This window comes from Streptomyces sp. CLCI03 (genome assembly GCF_053615355.1).
Genome location: NZ_CM132132.1, coordinates 3753364 through 3766406 on the forward strand (window position 1 = coordinate 3753364; position 13043 = coordinate 3766406).

At 72.9% G+C, this 13043-nt stretch carries 12 protein-coding genes and 1 pseudogene; 3 read left to right on the top strand and 10 right to left on the bottom strand.

All coding sequences use genetic code 11. The features are described from left to right. Positions 1–18 precede the first annotated feature (18 nt). The gene (gene bldG / locus ACWG52_RS17200) at positions 19–360 is read right to left on the bottom strand and encodes an anti-sigma factor antagonist BldG (protein ID WP_008743037.1); all 342 of its coding nucleotides are present in this window, start codon (positions 358–360) and stop codon (positions 19–21) included. A 70-nt stretch (positions 361–430) separates the two neighbouring features. On the opposite strand from bldG, the gene ACWG52_RS17205 reads away from it, so the two are divergent. Next, positions 431–2902: a DEAD/DEAH box helicase gene (locus ACWG52_RS17205; protein WP_389803627.1), complete on the top strand. Its 2472-nt coding sequence runs from the start codon at positions 431–433 to the stop codon at positions 2900–2902. A 152-nt stretch (positions 2903–3054) separates the two neighbouring features. Here ACWG52_RS17205 and ACWG52_RS17210 read toward each other — a convergent pair. The 7 genes and pseudogenes from ACWG52_RS17210 to ssd form a co-directional block, all read right to left on the bottom strand. After that, positions 3055–3315, bottom strand: a pseudogene (locus ACWG52_RS17210) (Rv3654c family TadE-like protein); the annotation flags it as partial. After that, entirely contained in the window at positions 3312–3698 is a 387-nt protein-coding gene (locus ACWG52_RS17215) for a TadE family type IV pilus minor pilin (RefSeq protein ID WP_389803630.1), read from the bottom strand. The pseudogene ACWG52_RS17210 and the gene ACWG52_RS17215, both read right to left, overlap by 4 nt. Next, entirely contained in the window at positions 3685–3882 is a 198-nt protein-coding gene (locus ACWG52_RS17220; RefSeq protein ID WP_033219341.1) for a DUF4244 domain-containing protein, read from the bottom strand. The genes ACWG52_RS17215 and ACWG52_RS17220 overlap by 14 nt, the downstream gene beginning before the upstream one ends. Positions 3883–3931: 49 nt before the next feature. Further along, positions 3932–4711: a type II secretion system F family protein gene (locus ACWG52_RS17225; protein ID WP_389803635.1), complete on the bottom strand. Its 780-nt coding sequence runs from the start codon at positions 4709–4711 to the stop codon at positions 3932–3934. Then, positions 4708–5550, bottom strand: coding sequence for a type II secretion system F family protein (locus ACWG52_RS17230; protein WP_390139544.1), 843 nt, complete (start codon positions 5548–5550; stop codon positions 4708–4710). Before ACWG52_RS17230 ends, ACWG52_RS17225 begins: the two co-directional genes overlap by 4 nt. Positions 5551–5588: 38 nt before the next feature. Next, positions 5589–6737 carry a TadA family conjugal transfer-associated ATPase gene (locus ACWG52_RS17235; protein WP_078909226.1) on the bottom strand — a complete coding sequence of 383 codons (1149 nt, stop codon included), beginning with the start codon at positions 6735–6737 and terminating at the stop codon, positions 5589–5591. Beyond that, on the bottom strand, positions 6734–7867 hold the full coding sequence (ssd, locus tag ACWG52_RS17240) for a septum site-determining protein Ssd (protein WP_390139485.1): 1134 nt from the start codon (positions 7865–7867) through the stop codon (positions 6734–6736). The genes ACWG52_RS17235 and ssd overlap by 4 nt, the downstream gene beginning before the upstream one ends. Before the next feature lie 539 nt (positions 7868–8406). Between ssd and ACWG52_RS17245 the strand changes: the two genes are divergently transcribed. After that, complete coding sequence (locus tag ACWG52_RS17245) at positions 8407–9282, top strand: HAD family hydrolase (RefSeq protein WP_051763154.1); 876 nt, start codon at positions 8407–8409, stop codon at positions 9280–9282. A gap of 399 nt (positions 9283–9681) precedes the next feature. On the opposite strand, the gene ACWG52_RS17250 is transcribed toward ACWG52_RS17245, so the two are convergent. Further along, positions 9682–10503, bottom strand: a complete 822-nt coding sequence (locus ACWG52_RS17250) for a Fic family protein (RefSeq protein WP_161296571.1) — start codon at positions 10501–10503, stop codon at positions 9682–9684. Positions 10504–10612: 109 nt separating this feature from the next. Here ACWG52_RS17250 and ACWG52_RS17255 point away from each other — a divergent pair, with 109 nt between their 5' ends. Continuing rightward, complete coding sequence (locus ACWG52_RS17255) at positions 10613–11635, top strand: ATP-binding protein (protein ID WP_453128950.1); 1023 nt, start codon at positions 10613–10615, stop codon at positions 11633–11635. Here the strand turns inward: ACWG52_RS17255 and ACWG52_RS17260 are convergent. Continuing rightward, entirely contained in the window at positions 11589–12896 is a 1308-nt protein-coding gene (locus ACWG52_RS17260; protein ID WP_389803646.1) for a polysaccharide deacetylase family protein, read from the bottom strand. The two genes, ACWG52_RS17255 and ACWG52_RS17260, sit on opposite strands and share 47 nt — an antisense overlap. Positions 12897–13043: the final 147 nt, after the last annotated feature.

A 13043-nucleotide genomic window follows, 5' to 3' on the forward strand; every position in this document is an offset into this window, starting at 1 on the left:
AGGGGCCGCGCGGAGCCGTCAGTCGGTCGCGTTGACGGCGTCTTCCACAGTGGTGTGGATCGGAAACACCTTGGTCAGACCGGTGATGCGGAAGATCTTCAGGATGCGCTCCTGGTTGCACACCAGACGGAGCGAGCCCTCGTGCGCACGGACGCGCTTGAGACCTCCCACGAGCACACCAAGGCCGGTGGAGTCGAGGAAGTCCACCCGCTCCATGTCGACAACCAGGTGGTAGCTGCCGTCGTTCACCAACTCGACCAACTGCTCGCGCAGCTTGGGCGCGGTATACACATCAATCTCGCCACCGACCTCCACGACCGTACGGTCGCCGACAGTGCGAGTCGACAGGGACAGGTCCACGGATCCTCCAGCACCTTGCTATCGAGCGACGCCCCCTCACCCGAAGGTAGGCGAGGGATTGGCTGCCGCGATGGCATTCAATCACTTACCGGCAGGCGCGCACGACGCCTTCGGACCATTGTCCCGCACGCCGGTGACACACTCGGTTCCGATGGCCAACACATCTGGTCCCGGACGGCCCACGGCACCCGCGGACCCACGACCCACCCCCGACACGGTCCTGGACCGCCTGTCACGGGGGCCTTCCCGTGCTGCGCGCATCACCCATACGGAGCACTTGCCCCCTCGGGCGGGTCGTCATGCAGTCTGGCCCGACCGCATCCGAACAGACGTCGTAGCCGCGATCGGATCGGCCGGAATCGACCATCCGTGGGAACACCAGGCCGCCGCGGCCGAGCTCGCCCTCGACGGAACGTCCGTGGTCGTGGCCACGGGAACCGCCTCGGGCAAGTCCCTCGCCTACCTCGCACCCGTGCTCTCCGCCCTCGCGGACGGCGCCGAGGCGCCGAACGGCAGGGGCGCGACCGCCCTGTACCTGGCCCCCACCAAGGCCCTGGCGGCCGACCAGCGGCGCGCCGTGCGGGAACTGGCCGCCCCGTTGGGCAACGCCGTGCGCCCCGCGGTCTACGACGGGGACACGCCCGTCGAGGAACGCGAGTGGGTGCGCCAGTACGCGAACTACGTCCTCACCAACCCCGACATGCTGCACCGCGGGATCCTCCCGGCCCACCCGCGCTGGTCCTCCTTCCTGCGGGCCCTGCGCTACGTCGTGATCGATGAGTGCCACACCTACCGCGGGGTCTTCGGCTCCCACGTGGCACAGGTGCTGCGCCGGCTACGGCGGCTGTGCGCCCGCTACGGCGCGCAGCCCGTCTTCCTGCTGGCCTCCGCCACCGCGAGCGACCCGGCGACGGCCGCGTCCCGGCTGACCGGCGTACGGGTGATCGAGATCACCGACGACGCCTCGCCTCGGGGCGAGGTGGTCTTCGCCCTCTGGGAACCGCCGCTGCTCACCGAGCTGCGTGGCGAGAAGGGCGCGCCCGTACGCCGTACGGCCACCGCCGAGACCGCCGACCTGCTGACCGACCTGGTGGTCCAGGGGGTCCGTACGGTCGCTTTCGTCCGCTCCCGGCGCGGCGCCGAGCTGATCTCCGTGATCACCCAGGAACGGCTCGCGGCGGTCGACCGGTCGCTGCCCCGCCGGGTCGCCGCCTACCGCGGCGGCTACCTCCCCGAGGAGCGTCGGGCCCTGGAGCGGGCCCTGCACTCCGGAGAGCTGCTCGGACTGGCCGCCACGACGGCCCTGGAGCTGGGTGTGGACGTCTCCGGGCTGGACGCCGTCCTGATCACCGGCTACCCCGGCACGCGGGCCTCCCTGTGGCAGCAGGCGGGTCGCGCGGGCCGCTCCGGCCAGGGCGCCCTGGCCGTGCTGATCGCCCGGGACGACCCGCTGGACACCTACCTCGTCCATCACCCGGAGGCGCTGTTCCGGCAGCCGGTGGAGGCCACCGTCCTGGACCCCGACAACCCCTACGTCCTCGCCCCCCACCTGTGCGCGGCGGCGGCGGAGCTCCCGCTGACCGAGGCGGACCTGGAACTCTTCGGCCCGGCGACCGAGGACCTCCTTCCCCAGCTGGAGGCGGCGAAGCTGCTGCGCCGCCGGGCGACCGCCTGGCACTGGACCCGCCGGGAACGGGCCTCGGACCTGACCGACATCCGGGGCGGCGGCGGCCGCCCGGTGCAGATCGTCGAGGCGTCCACGGGCCGGCTGCTGGGCACGGTCGACGAGTCGGCGGCCCACACCGCCGTCCACGAGGGCGCCGTCCACCTCCACCAGGGCCGCACGTACCTGGTGAAACACCTGGACCTGGAGGATTCCGTGGCCCTCGTGGAGCAGGCGGACCCGCCCTTCTCCACCACGGCCCGTGACACCACCTCCATCTCCGTCCTGGAGACCGAGACCGAGATCCCGTGGGGCTCGGCCCGGCTCTGCTTCGGCTCCGTCGAGGTCACCAACCAGGTCGTCTCCTATCTGCGCCGCAAGCTGATCACCGGCGAGGTGCTGGGCGAGGCCAAGCTCGACCTGCCGCCCCGCACCCTGCGCACCCGGGCCGTGTGGTGGACGGTGACCGAGGACCAGCTCGACGAGGCCCGGATCAACCCGGAGATCCTCGGCGGCGCCCTGCACGCAGCCGAGCACGCCTCCATCGGCATGCTCCCGCTGTTCGCCACCTGCGACCGTTGGGACATCGGCGGCGTCTCGGTGCCGCTGCATCCGGACACCCTGCTCCCCACGGTCTTCGTCTACGACGGCCACCCCGGCGGCGCCGGCTTCGCGGAGCGGGCCTTCGACACCGCCCGCGCCTGGCTGACGGCGACCCGCGACGCGATCGCGGCCTGCGAGTGCGAGGCCGGCTGCCCCTCCTGCATCCAGTCCCCCAAGTGCGGCAACGGCAACGAGCCCCTGCACAAGCGCGGCGCCATCCGGCTCCTGACCCGCCTCCTCTCCGAATCCCCGGCCGCCGAGACCTCCGAGCCCTGACGGGCCCCGGCAGGGCCGGACGGGCGTCCGAGGGCCTGCCAGGCCCCGTGAACGGGCCCTCGGCCGGGCCGCGGCGCGGGCGGCTCCGCCGGCGGGCCTGCCCGGGCCCGGACCGTCGGGGTGAACGGGCCGGCCGCGACCTGGGCGGTGACCTCGGCGACCTCGCCCCGGAGCAGGCACCCGTCGAGCGCCGCGCCCTGCGCCCGGGCCACCCGCAGGGCCGTCACGCAGGCCGTCTCCGGCCCGTGGGCCCAGGTGGCCGCCGCCGCGAGCGCCGCCAGGTCGGCGGCCGCCGCCGCCCGGTGGCGGGCCACGACGGCCTGGCCGAGCAGCAGCACCCCGCCGAACACCGCCCCCAGCACCGTCGCGACCAGCGCCGCCCAGACCGTGGCCGAACCCCGGTCCCGGCTCACGGCGGCGGCCCCACGCTGTCCTCCGCCAGGGCCACCGCCTGCGCGCCGAGCCGCACCGGCAGCCCGCCCGGCCCGGGCGCCGGTGCCACCACCCGGACCCGCCAGAGGTCGCCCGCCCGTTCCAGTTCCACCCGCGCCCCAGGTGGGGCGGCCGCCCGGGCCGCCGCCCGCGCCACCTCCACCGGCTCCGACCTGGCCGCCGCCCGGGCACCGGCCCGGGCCGCGTCCACACACCGGATCTGCGCGGCCGCCGCCATCAGGGCCCACACCAGCAGCGCCGCGAACAGCACCAGGGCCGGGATCACCAAGGCGGCCTCCGCCGTCACATATCCCCGATCCGACTTTCCCCGGGCAGGCCGTGACACACCCTCAGAACGGCACATCGAGCGCCTTTCCGATGGTCGACTGAAGGGCTGTGGAGACGACTTCACTCGTCACCACCTTGTAGAGGACGGCCGCGAATGCGCAGGCGGCGATGGTGCCCATCGCGTATTCCGACGTGGACATCCCCTTGTCGCCCCCGCGCGCCCTCAGCGCCGTCCGTACACGAAACCAGATGATCCTCATGGCAACCTCCTGTGGATTTCAGCTGTTGATACCTGTGGTCAATGCGACTTCAGGTGTGGGAGAGAAGTCCCGAGGCCATACCGATCACCACCGGCGCGACCCCGATCGCGAGAAATGCGGGGAGAAAACACAGCCCGACCGGCGCGGTGACGAGGACCGCCGCCCGCTGGGCCCGTGCGCCCGCCGTGCGGGCCCGGTCCTCCCGCAGCCCGGACGCGAGCCGGGAGACCCCCTCCGCCGCGGGCGCCCCCGTCCGCGCGGCCCGCTCCAGACAGTCGGCGAGGGCCCGGGCACCCGGTATCTCCGCCAACCTCCCCCACCCGGCGCCCGGTTCACCACCGAGCCGTAGCTCCGCGCCGGCCCGCGCCAGCCCGTCACCGACCGGTCCGCCGAGCGACTCCCCCACCACCTCGGCGGCCTCCACCGGACCCGCCCCGGCCGCCAGGCAGGCGGCCAACAGATCCGCTGCGAACGGCAACTGACGCTCCGCCTCCCGCGGGTCCGTCCCGGCCGGCGGTCGCGCCCTGGCCCTCCACCGCCGCACACCGAACGCGGCCAGGCCGCCTACGACCACACCCGTCACCCCGCCCACGAGCACCCAGCCCGCCAGCAGCGCCCCCGCCGGACCGGCCCACGCGGTCACCGCGTCCTTGAGCGCGGAGCCGAGCACCGGCCCGCGAGGTCCGGGTCCGGCCCCCAGCAGCGCCGCAGTCCTGCGCGCGGCCGCCCGCGTCCGGACCCGCGCCGTCACCGCCGACACCAGCCACAGCGCGACCACGGCCAGGCAGACGGCGATCCCCAGCCTGTGGACGACGAAGCCGGCCGTCACCGCTCCGCCGCCTCGACGATCCGCCGGCACCACAGCAGCCCCAGCGCCTCCAGCACCCCGCCCGCCAGCAGGCAACCCCACCCCATCGGCGTGTGCAGCAGCACCCGCAGCGGATCCGCGCCCAGCCCGGTGCCGATCAGCAGGCCCACCAGCGGCAGCAGAGCGAGCACCAGCACCGTCGACCGCGCCCCCGCCAACTGGGCCCGCAGCGACTCCTGCCGGTCCCGCTCGGCCCGTAGGGCCCCCTCCAGCCGTTCCAGTCCGGCGGCCAGTCCCGCACCGCCGTCCACCGACACCCGCCAGCAGGCCGCCATCCCGGCCAGTCCTTCCGCCCCGGGCTCCCGCGCCGCCTGACGCAACGCTCCGGGCACGTCTCCGCCGAAGGCCGCCGCGGCCAGCACCCCCGCCTCCGCGGCGCCCGGCCCGCCGGGACCGACGGCCGTCCGGCGCATCGCCGCCGTCAGCGCCTGCCCGGGCTGGGCTCCCGCCCGCAGTTCCCCCACCACCGCCCCGCACAGGGCCACCACCTCGGCGGCCCGCGCCGTCCGGGCCCGCTCCCGCGCCCGTACCCGCAGCCACCGGCGGACCAGCGGCACCGCTGCCGCCCCCACCGCCGACGGGATCACCGACCCGCCGAGCACCGCGACCAGCAGCCCCGCCGCAAGGCAGGCCCACTCCCGCCATCGCGCAGCCCGCACCCGTACCGCGATCAGCAGCCGCTCCCGGTGGAGCGGACCGTCCGGGACCGCGGGGCCGCCCGTGGCGAGCACCATCCGGGCCCGGCGGGACACCCGGTCGCCGCCGGCGATCCCCCAGGCGGCCGCCCCGGCGCACAGCATCCCGGCGAACAGGGGCACCGGCAGCCCCGCCCCCGCGCTCACCGGACGCCCCTCAGCAGCGGGCGGAGCCGTTCCCAGCCGCGCTCCCGTACGAAGCCCCGCGCCGCCCAGCGCAACGCCGGCACGGTGACCACCAACCCGGCGGCGTCCCGCTCCAGCACGTGCACCTCGGCCAGCCGGCGCCGCCCCTCCCGGTCCCGGACCAGGTGGAGCACCAGGGTCAGCGCCGCGGCCAACTGGCTGTGCAGGGCCGCCCGGTCGAGCCCGGCGGCCGTCCCGAGCGCCTCCAGCCGCGCCGGGACATGCGCCGCGGCATTGGCGTGGACCGTCCCGCAGCCGCCCTCGTGACCGGTGTTCAGGGCGGCGAGCAGGTCCGCGACCTCGGCGCCGCGCACCTCGCCCACCACCAGCCGGTCGGGGCGCATCCGCAGTGCCTGGCGGACCAGGTCCGCCAGGGTGACCAGGCCGGCCCCCTCCTGGTTGGCCGGCCGGGTCTCCAGCCGCACCACGTGCGGATGGTCGGGGCGCAGCTCGGCCGAGTCCTCGGCCAGGACGATCCGCTCGCCTGGGCCTACCAGCCCCAACAGGGCACTGAGGAGGGTGGTCTTGCCCGTTCCGGTGCCGCCGGAGACGAGGAAGGACAGCCGGGCCTCGACCATGTCCCGGAGCAGTCGGTGCCCGCCCGGCGGCAAGGTCCCCGCGGCGACGAGCTCCTCCAGCGTGAACGCCCGCGGCCGCACCACCCGCAGCGAGAGGCAGGCCGTGCCCACCGAGACCGGGGGCAGCACGGCGTGCAGCCGGGTCCCGTCGGGCATCCGGGCATCCACCCAGGGCCGGGCGTCGTCCAGGCGCCGGCCCGCCACGGCGGCCAGCCGCTGGGCGAGCCTGCGCACCGCCTCGGCGTCGGCGAAGGTCACCCCGGTCAGCTCCAGGCCGCCGCCGCGGTCCACCCAGACCCGGTCGGGGGCCGCCACCAGGACGTCGGTGACCTCCGGATCGGCGAGCAGGGGCTCCAGCGGGCCCGCGCCGACCAGCTCGGACCGTAACTCGGCTGCCACACCGAGCACTTCGGCGTCCCCGAGCAGCCTGCCCTGGGCCCGTAGGGCCGCCGCCACCCGCGCCGGGGTCGGTTCCGCCCCGGTCTCCGCGAGCCGCCGGCGCACCGCGTCCAGGAGTACCGCGCTCATGCCGGCACCCCCTGGGCGGAGCCGAGGGCCCGCCGCCAGAAGCCGTCGCAGAAGCGGGCCAGAGCGCCCCGCCCCTGCGTCCCCGGCGGTTCACCCTCGGCCACCCGCCCCGGGAGCCCCACCTCGACCGGCACCTCACCGGCCAGCGGTGCCCCCAACAGCCCTGCCACGGACTCCGGATCGAGGCCGCCCGCGCAGCGTCCCCGTACGACGACCCGCACGTCCCGGGCCACCATCCGCACCCCGGCCGCGACCCGGCCCGCGGCGGCCACCGACCGCAACTCGCCCGGCACCACCATCAACACCAGGTCGAGCTGGGCCAACACCTCGGCCACGGCTTCGTCGACCCGCCGCGGGAGGTCGACCACCACCACGCCGCCACGACGGCGTGCGGCGGCCACCACGGAGCGGATCGCGGCGGGCGGCACCACCACCCGGTCCCCGCGGTCCCAGCTGAGCACGCGAAGGTCGTGCAGCTCGGGCAGGGATTCCTCCAGCGCTCCCGCGCCGACCCGGCCCCGCGAGGCCGCGAAGTCCGGCCAGCGCAGCCCTTCGACGCTCTCGCCCCCGAGCAGGACGTCCATGCCGCCGCCGAGCGGGTCGCCGTCGATGAGGATGGTCCGCTCTCCGGCGCGGGCGGCCCGCACGGCGAGCGCGCAGGCGAGGGTGGAGGCTCCGGCGCCGCCGCTGCCACCGATCACCCCCACGGCGAGGGCGGGCCGCCCGGCCCCCTCCACGACATCGGCGAGGCGGTCGACGAGCCGGCTCTCGGCGTCGGGGAGCCGCAGCACCTCCTCGGCACCGATCTCCACCGCCCGTTGCCACACATGGGGGTCGTCCAGGTCCCGGCCGACGAGGAACACCCCGGCCCTGCGCGGCGCCCCGCGCACCCGCCGGGCGGCGTCGTCGCCCACCAGCACGAGCGGCGCGGACTCCCATCCCGTGCTCCCGGCGCCCCCGCCCGGCTCGGCCGCCCCGCCCGCGTCGGCGGTCCCGCCCGGCTCGGGAAGCGCGTGGTGCACATGCGGATCGGCACCGGCCGCGGCACACAGCCGCAGCAGATCGTCGAGCAGCAGCGGGTCCTCGGTGATGATCAGCGGCCGTCCGCCGCCGGGTACGGATCCGGCCATGGATCCGGCTCCGAGGCCCGTCCCGACCCCTGTTCCCCTTCCGCCGACCACGGACTCCGGCGTTTCACACGACTTCGATCGCGCCACGATCTCCGCCCCCTTCTCACTGCAAATGCTTCCGCCACGGACTTCGCGGCTGGAATCACCGTGCAGCGATCAGGAAAAAGAAGTGGATCTTGTCGGATAACTGTGGACAAGCCATCGGTTGTGAATAACCCGCTCACCCTCTCAGGTGAGTTCCGGAGCGCGGCGGAACCACTACGCACCGTCACGAGTTCGAGAGGATGAGGGCCTTCGCCACGTCGGCCCCGCACAGGAGGAGGGGCCGGAGGATGGTCACTTGGGGCCGAAGGCAGGGACGCGAACCGCGTCCGGACATGCGACGACCCCCGCCGGGGGGGAGAGCGGGGGTCGTCCCCACGGTCCGACTCGGGGGGGGAGGAGCCAGACCGGGTTAGCACGGTCGCGAACGATCCGTGACTTCCATGGTGTACCCGAGAGCCTTCTCAGGCAAACCCACGCGCCACACCTTACGCCGAATGGTGGGCGCATATGCTCGGGGCGTGGAAAATCAGCCCTTGCCGCACTCCTCGCCTCGCACCGCAGCCTTCTTCGACCTGGACAAGACGGTCATTGCGAAGTCGAGCACCTTGACGTTCAGCAAGTCCTTCTACCAAGGCGGCCTGATCAACCGGCGAGCCGTGTTGCGCACCGCGTACACGCAGTTCATCTTCCTGGCCGGCGGCGCCGACCACGATCAGATGGAACGGATGCGGGAGTACCTGTCCGCCCTCTGCAAGGGGTGGAACGTGCAGCAGGTGCGCGAGATCGTCGCCGAGACCCTGCACGACCTCATCGACCCGATCATCTACGACGAGGCCGCGTCCCTCATCGAGGCCCACCACACCGCGGGCCGCGACGTGGTGATCGTCTCCACCTCCGGCGCGGAAGTCGTCGAGCCCATCGGGGAGATGCTCGGCGCGGACCGGGTCGTCGCCACCCGCATGGTCGTGGGTGAGGACGGCTGCTTCACCGGCGAGATCGAGTACTACGCCTACGGACCCACCAAGGCGGAGGCCGTACGCGAACTCGCGGAGTCCGAGGGGTACGACCTCTCCCGGTGCTACGCCTACAGCGACTCGGCCACCGACGTCCCGATGCTCGAAGCGGTCGGACATCCGCACGCCGTCAACCCCGACCGGGCGCTGCGGCGGGAAGCCGTGGCGCGTGAGTGGCCGGTCCTGGTCTTCAACCGGCCCGTGCGGCTGAAGCAGCGCCTTCCCGGGCTGTCCATGCCGACCCGGCCCGCCCTGGTCGCCGCGGCGGCCGTGGGCGCGGCAGCCGCCACGGCCGGGCTGGTCTGGTACGCGAGCCGCCGCCGCGCCCACGCCCTGGCCGCGACCCGCTCTGCCTGAATGTCCTGACCTGCGCGGATAAGATCCGTCCGGTTCGCCCTTGATCGCCCCGGAAAGTAAAAAGTGGAGCCAGGGGTTTCGCATGGCTCCGAAGCGGAGTACAAATAAAGCAACGGCCCGCGAGACCAAAGAACATCCGAGAGGATCATCTTTAAAACGCAGTAAGGCCCACGGACCGAAGCATGAGCGCCGAGCACCCACGCGACGTCGACCCGTCGATTACGGGCCAGCCGCACCAGGTGACGGGCAAAGACCCCGACCTGATGGGCACATATCGAGGACGCTTGGTAACTGGGCGTAAATGCCAGCGGCGACACCAAAGCAAGACGGTGTCGCCGCAACCCATGTCCGGAGCCCGAACACCCCGGACCCGGGGCCGAACGGATGAAAACGGGCGGCTCAGGCCGCGCCGCGCTGCAGGGCCTCGCAGACCGCCGTCGACTCACGGACACCCAGTTCGATCGCCCGACCACAGTGCGCGATCCAGGCGGACATGCCCTCCGCGGTCCCGGAGAGGTACCCCTCGAAGGCGGCCAGATAGGCCTCGCTCCCCTGCTCCGCGTGGCCGACCTCCGCCGGGCAGATGGCCTTGGGGTCCAGACCGCTGTTGATCAGGACGATCCGCTCGGCCGCCCGCGCGACCAGCCCGTTGTACGAGGCGAACGGACGCAGCGCCAGCAGCTCCCCGTGCACCACCGCGGCCGTGATCAGGGCCGGGGCGGAGCCGCCCGCGATGATCAGGCGGGACAGCCCGTCGAGACGACCCGCCACCTCCTGTGCGCTCGGCAGCGGAAGTTCGACCAGGGGCTCCGTCACCGGCTCGCCCGCCAGCCGGGGCCGGCCCACCACGTCGCCGTCCGCCGTCGACCCGCACGCCACCAGGTGCAGCCGCGCCAGGACCCGGAGCGGTGACTGCCGCCAGATGCTCAGCAGCTGGCCGGCCTCGGCCGTGAGTCGCAGCGCCGCACCCACCGTCAGCGCCTCCGGCTCCGACCCGAAGTCGGTCCGGCGGCGCACCTCCTCCAGCGCCCAGTCCGCACCGGAGAGCGCCGCGCTCCCGCGGGCGCCGCGCAGGGCGGCCTCCGAGGTGATCTCACCGCTGCGGCGGCGCATCACCCGGTGCCCGTAGACGCGGTCCACGGCCTTGCGTACGGAATCCACGGACTCGGCGACACCAGGCAGCCCGGCCAGGGGGGCCAGCGGGTCAGAAGCGCTACTCATAAGTAGGGAGCCTACGCACTGCGCACCCATAGCACCGACCCCTCCTTGGAGTGGTCTTCTTCACTCACCTTGACAACACAGCGCTATCGAACCACTACGCTTGGTGAACATGAAGATCGCTTTCGCAGGAAAGGGCGGCAGCGGCAAGACGACCCTGTCCTCCCTCTTCATCCGCCACCTCGCCGCCAACGAAGCCCCTGTCGTCGCGGTGGACGCCGACATCAACCAGCACCTGGGCGCCGCGCTGGGCCTCACCGAGGAGGAGGCGGCCGAACTGCCCGCCCTCGGCGCGCACCTGCCCCTGATCAAGGAGTACCTGCGGGGCTCCAACCCACGCATCGCGTCCGCCGACACGATGATCAAGACCACCCCGCCCGGTCGCGGCTCGCGCCTGCTGCGCGTCACCGAGGACAACCCGGTGTACGACGCCTGTGCGCGCACGCTCCTGCTCGACGGGGAGCCCGTACGGCTCATGGCCACCGGGCCGTTCACCGAGGCCGACCTGGGTGTGGCCTGCTACCACTCCAAGGTCGGAGCGGTCGAACTCTGCCTCAACCACCTGGTCGACGGCCCGGACGAGTACGTGGTCGTCGACATGACGGCCGGCTCGGACTCCTTCGCCTCGGGCATGTTCACCCGCTTCGACGTGACCTTCCTGGTCGCCGAACCGACCCGCAAGGGCGTGTCCGTCTACCGCCAGTACAAGGAGTACGCGCGGGACTTCGGGGTCGCGCTCAAGGTCATCGGCAACAAGGTGCAGGGGCCCGAGGACATCGAGTTCCTCCAGGACGAAGTGGGCGAGGACCTGCTGGTCACCGTCGGGCACTCCGACTGGGTGCGGGCGATGGAGAAGGGCCGCCCCGCCCCCTTCGAGCTGCTGGAGGCGTCCAACCGGTTCGCCCTCCAGGAGCTCCAGGACGCCGCCGACGACTCGTACGCGCACCGCGACTGGTCCCGGTACACGGAGCAGATGGTGAGCTTCCACCTCAAGAACGCGGAGAGCTGGGGCAACGCCAAGACCGGGGTCGACCTGGCGGACCAGGTCGACCCCGATTTCGTCCTGGGTGAGGGGGCCGAGGCGCTCGTCAGCCCTCGTCCGCACTCTCCGCGGCCGGCTCCGCAGCCGGCGTGACGCCCGCGGGGGCGGCCGGCGCCGCCGGCGGCCCCGCGGTCAGGAACTTCGCCCAGCCCTCCTTCGGCGCCTCGCCGACGTCGAGGGTGCGCATCCACTCCAGGGCCTTCGGGTCCTGCGCGTCCAGCCAGTCCGCCAGTTCGCGGAAGGGGACGCAGCGGACCTCCTTCTGGGTGCACATCGTCTTGATGGACTCCTCGACGGCGCGCATGTAGGTGCCGCCGTTCCAGGACTCGAAGTGATTGCCGATGATCAGCGGTGCGCGGTTGCCCTGGTAGACCCGGTCGAAGGCCTCGCGCAGGCCGTCGCGCATCTGGTCGCCCCAGTACGCGTGCTGGGAGGGGTCGCCCTGCGATGTCGTCCCCGACTGGTTGACCATGTAGTTGTAGTCCATGCTCAGGGTGTCGAAGGCACGCCCCGGCATGGGCACCAGCTGGAGCGGGATGTCCCAGAGCCCGTCCGTCTTCTTGGGCCAGATCTGCTTGCTGATGCCGCTGGAGTCGTAGCGGAAGCCCATGTCCTTCGCCGCCAGCATGAAGTTCTTCTGGCCTTCCAGACACGGGGTCCGGGCGCCGATGAGCTCCTTGTCGTAGTTGAAGGGGAGCGCTTCCTGATCCTTCAGGCCGGAGTTGGTCTTCCAGTTCTTGACGAACGACTTGGCCTGGTTGATCTCGCTCTTCCACTCCTCCACGGACCAGGTGCCGACGCCGCCGTCGGGGCCGCAGAAGTGCCCGTTGAAGTGCGTGCCGATCTCATTGCCCTCCAGCCAGGCCGCGCGGACCTGGGTGGCGGTGTCCTTGATGCCCTGGAGGTCGCCGAAGCCGATGTCGGAGCGGCCGGGCTCGTGCTGGGGCGCCGTGTAGAGGGAACGTTTCTCCTCCGGGAGCATGTAGACGCCGCTCAGGAAGTACGTCATGCGGGCGTTGTACTTCTTGCCGACTTCCCGGAAGTGCGAGAAGAGCTTCTGACTGTCCTCGCCGGCCCCGTCCCACGAGAACACCACGAACTGCGGCGGCTTCTCGCCGGGCTTGAGCTTCTGCGGCTTCCGCACGTTCGGCTGCATGCCGGTGTACGCGGTCGAGCCGTCGCCGATGGGCCGGTTGACGCTGCCGGGGGCCTCCGGGGCGGCGGCCCCCTTCAGCGCGTTCGGGGCCCCGGGAGCCGGGTACTTGGCGGGACCCGAAGCGCTGCACCCGGCGGCCCCCAGGACCAGCGCCGTGGCGACCAGGCCGCCGGCGATCTTCTTCGTGGCGGCGATCATCCGCCCCACCTCTCCCTCGCAGTTCCATCGCAGGACTTCCGCGCCGCAACGTCCCATGCGGTCCGCTCGGGAGAAGGTATGACAAGCCGGACAAGATGCTTAATCACCCTTGAGCGCTAATTCGTATGCCATTTGCCCGTATTATTC